This is a genomic window from Frankia sp. CcWB2 (assembly GCF_977927585.1).
Map to the genome: position 1 here is coordinate 6,550 of NZ_CDWRCM010000123.1, position 3,575 is coordinate 10,124.

Here is a 3,575-nt window from a genome sequence, read left to right on the forward strand (position 1 = left end):
GGCGCGGATGGCGTCCTTGGCGATGGAGATGCTGCGTGACATCGACCAGGAGACGGTCGACTTCGCCCCGAACTACGATGGGCGTTCGCAGGAGCCGCTCGTTCTGCCCAGCCGGTTCCCGAACCTGCTCGTCAACGGCGCCGGCGGCATCGCGGTCGGCATGGCGACGAACATCCCGCCGCACAACCTGCGCGAGGTCGCGAAGGGCGTGCGGTGGGCGCTCGACCACCCGGACGCGAGCGACTCCGAGTTGCTCGAGGCGCTGATCGGCCTGATCAAGGGCCCGGACTTCCCGACCTCGGGGCTCATCGTCGGCCGTAACGGCATCGAGGAGGCCTACCGCACCGGCCGCGGCAGCATCCGGATGCGGGCGGTGGTGAACGTCGAGGAGAACAAGGGCCGCACCCAGCTCGTCGTCACCGAGCTGCCCTACCAGGTGAACCCGGACAACCTCGCCGAGAAGATCGCCGAACTGGTCCGGGACAACAGGGTCACCGGTATCGCCGACGTCCGGGACGAGACCTCGGCGCGCATCGGCCAGCGTCTGGTCATCGACCTCAAGCGCGACGCTGTCGCCAAGGTCGTGCTCAACAACCTCTACAAGCACACCCAGCTTCAGGACACCTTCGGCGTCAACATGCTGGCGATCGTCGACGGCGTGCCGCGTACCCTGCGCCTCGACCAGATGGTCCGCTACTACGTCGAGCACCAGATCGACGTCATCGTCCGCCGGACCCGCTATCAGCTGCGCAAGGCCCGCGAGCGGCTGCACGTCCTGGACGGTCTGCTGATCGCGCTGGATCACCTCGACGAGGTCATCAACCTCATCCGCAACGCCGAGTCGGCGGACGTGGCCCGCGGCCAGCTGATGGAACGCTTCTCGCTGTCGGAGATCCAGGCCACCGCCATCCTCGACATGCAGCTGCGCCGGCTCGCCGCCCTGGAACGTCAGCGGATCATCGACGAGGCGGCCGAACTTCGCGCGAAGATCTCCGATCTGGAGGCGATCCTGGCCTCGCCGACCCGGCAGCGGCAGATCATCGGCGAGGAGCTCGCCGAGGTCGTCGAGAAGTTCGGCGACGAGCGGCGAACTCGTCTCGTCCCGTTCGAGGGCGACATGTCCATCGAGGACCTGATCGCCCAGGAGGACGTGGTCGTCACCGTCACCCGCGGCGGCTACGCCAAGCGCACCAAGACCGACCTCTACCGCTCGCAGCGCCGCGGCGGCAAGGGCGTGCAGGGCGCGGCGCTGCGCGAGGACGACATCGTCGAGCACTTCTTCGTCACGACCACCCACCACTGGCTGCTGTTCTTCACGAACAAGGGCCGGGTGTACCGGGCGAAGGCGCACGAGCTGCCCGAGCAGGCCAGGTCGGCCAAGGGCCAGCACGTCGCGAACATCCTGGCTTTCGGGCAGGATGAGCGGATCGCCGAGGTCATCGCGGTCAAGGACTACGAGGCCGCCCCCTACCTGGTCCTGGCGACCAAGCGCGGGCTGTGCAAGAAGACCGCGCTGCATGACTTCGACTCGAACCGGGCCGGTGGCCTGGTGGCGATCAACCTGCGCGACGACGACGAGCTGATCGCCGCCCGGCTCGTGGCGCCCGGCGACGATCTGCTCTTGGTCAGCCGCAACGCCCAGTCGATCCGGTTCCACGCCGACGACGAGCAGTTGCGGCCGATGGGCCGGGCGACCTCGGGTGTGATCGGTATGCGGTTCGATGCCGAGGACGAGCTGCTGTCCATGGACGTCGTCGTGCCGGGTACGACGGCGGATCTGCTCGTCGCCACCTCCGGTGGATACGCGAAGCGGACGCCGCTGGCCGAGTACCCGGTGCAGGGCCGTGGTGGCAAGGGCGTGCTGACCGCTAAGATCGTTTCGACTCGCGGTGGTCTGGTGGGGGCACTCGTCGTCGATCCCGACGACCAGCTCTACGCCATCGCCTCCAACGGAGGTGTATTGCGGACTGTTGCCAAGGATGTACGGCGGGCGCAGCGGCAGACCATGGGAGTCCGGCTCATCGATCTGGAGTCCGGCGTGCAGGTTGTCGGAGTCGCGCGTAATGCTGATGCGGAGGACACCGACGCCGGGCCCCAGGAAAGCTGAGAGCGAGCCCCGAGAGGCTGACGGTCTCGTGGTCGTGGCCACCCACGCCGAGAACGACGCCGCCCGAGGGGACGGGTGTGCGCGGGACCCGTGCACACCGTCAGGACCGAACCGGGAGAGTCCGTGAGTGACAGTCAGGAAGACCGGCCAGCCCGGTCGGCGGTCTACCGCGGCCCCTCCTCGGCCGCCGGGTCGGAGGGAGCGCGTGACACCGAGCAGTCCCGCCGGCCGAGCAGAGGGGACGGGGCCGGCCCGCGGTCCACGGTGAGACCCGCTTCCCCTGGTTCCTCCGGTGCTGGCGGCGCGGCCAGGGGCGCGGGTTCCTCCGGCCCGGGTTCCGCGGGTTCCTCCGGTGTTTCCGGTTCCTCCGGTGTTTCCGGTTCCTCCGGTGTTTCCGGTTCCGCCGGGCGTGATTCGGAAGCCGGTCGCCGGGCTGGCGCCGGGCCGGCGCCGGGACGCGCGGCGGACGCCGCGGGCCGCTCGTTGTCGCTGCGGGACGGCCGTGGGGGGGACACCGGCAGCGAGACGGTGAAGGTGCCCGCGGCCGGCGGTGGGCCCGCGTCCGGTAATCCGTTCTTCCAGCGGCCCGGGCGGTCCGGTCGGCCCGTGGATGAGCGGGAGGGCGGCCGCGGCCCGGCCGGAGGCGCGGCGGACTCGCCGCCGTCCTCCGCCGGGGGGCCGACGGGTTCGATTGGGTCGTCGAAGGCCGGGTCGTCGAAGGCCTATCCGGCTGAACCCGGCTCGTCGGCGTCGGGTTTGGCGGCGCCCCGCTCCGGATCGGTCCCCGACGGGGCGAAGTCTCCCTTGTCCTCGCGGTCCTTGTCCACCTCCTCCGCGGGCGCGTCGGGCGCAGGTTCGTCGGGTGGCCCCTCCACGGGACGTGCCAGCGGAACGTCGTCGGTGTCCCCATCCGGGTCGGCTCGTACCGGGGCCGCTGGAACCCACTCCGACGAGGCGGGCTCGGCTACCCGGAAACTCGGCTCGGCCGCCGTATCGTCGCCGGCGAAGTCCCTCGGCCTGGCGCCACCCGGACCCGGTCGAGCCACGCCAGGGGGGCCGGCAGTTCGCGTGGAGCCCCCGGCCGAGCGGCCACAGGAGAACGACACCATCTCCCTGGTCCGCCCGCCCAGCATGACGAGGAGCCGTACCACGAATCCCGACAGGAACCGTGCCGCGCCCGAGCGCATGCCCGCCCCCGATCCGGTACGCCCCGCCGCGCCGGGCCCGGCGGGGGGCAGGTCCGGCGGTGCCGGCCCCACGGCGGCCTACGACCGGCCGCTCGCGGCGCCGGAGTCCGCGGGTACCGCCACGACGACGGGCGCTCTGAACAGCGTGACCACGACCTCCCCCGGCGCGCTCGACGACCAGCTCGAGCCGATCTCCGCTGAGCGGGCGGGTGCCGGTCACTCTCCTGGCCGGTCCGGTCCCGGCTCGTCCGGTTCCGCCCGCCCGCCCGGTCAGGGCCGGC

At 71.3% G+C, this 3,575-nt stretch carries 2 protein-coding genes and 1 pseudogene; 2 read left to right on the forward strand and 1 reads right to left on the reverse strand.

All coding sequences use genetic code 11. The annotated features are described in order from the left end of the window. A partial coding sequence (gene gyrA / locus ACY45C_RS13820; protein ID WP_462188016.1) for a DNA gyrase subunit A occupies nt 1-2,107 on the forward strand: 2,107 nt, incomplete at its 5' end. A gap of 722 nt (nt 2,108-2,829) precedes the next feature. Here the strand turns inward: gyrA and ACY45C_RS13825 are convergent. Then, nucleotides 2,830-3,294: a hypothetical protein gene (locus tag ACY45C_RS13825; protein WP_462188017.1), complete on the reverse strand. Its 465-nt coding sequence runs from the start codon at nt 3,292-3,294 to the stop codon at nt 2,830-2,832. On the opposite strand from ACY45C_RS13825, the pseudogene ACY45C_RS13830 reads away from it, so the two are divergent. Next, nucleotides 3,293-3,575 (forward strand): annotated as a pseudogene (locus ACY45C_RS13830) (DUF3566 domain-containing protein); the annotation flags it as partial. The gene ACY45C_RS13825 and the pseudogene ACY45C_RS13830 sit on opposite strands and share 2 nt — an antisense overlap.

What these genes read in the sequence shown, in the direction of transcription:
- ACY45C_RS13825 (WP_462188017.1), bottom strand. Translation starts at nt 3,294, where the DNA reads ATGCGCTCGGGCGCGGCACGGTTCCTGTCGGGATTCGTGGTACGGCTC.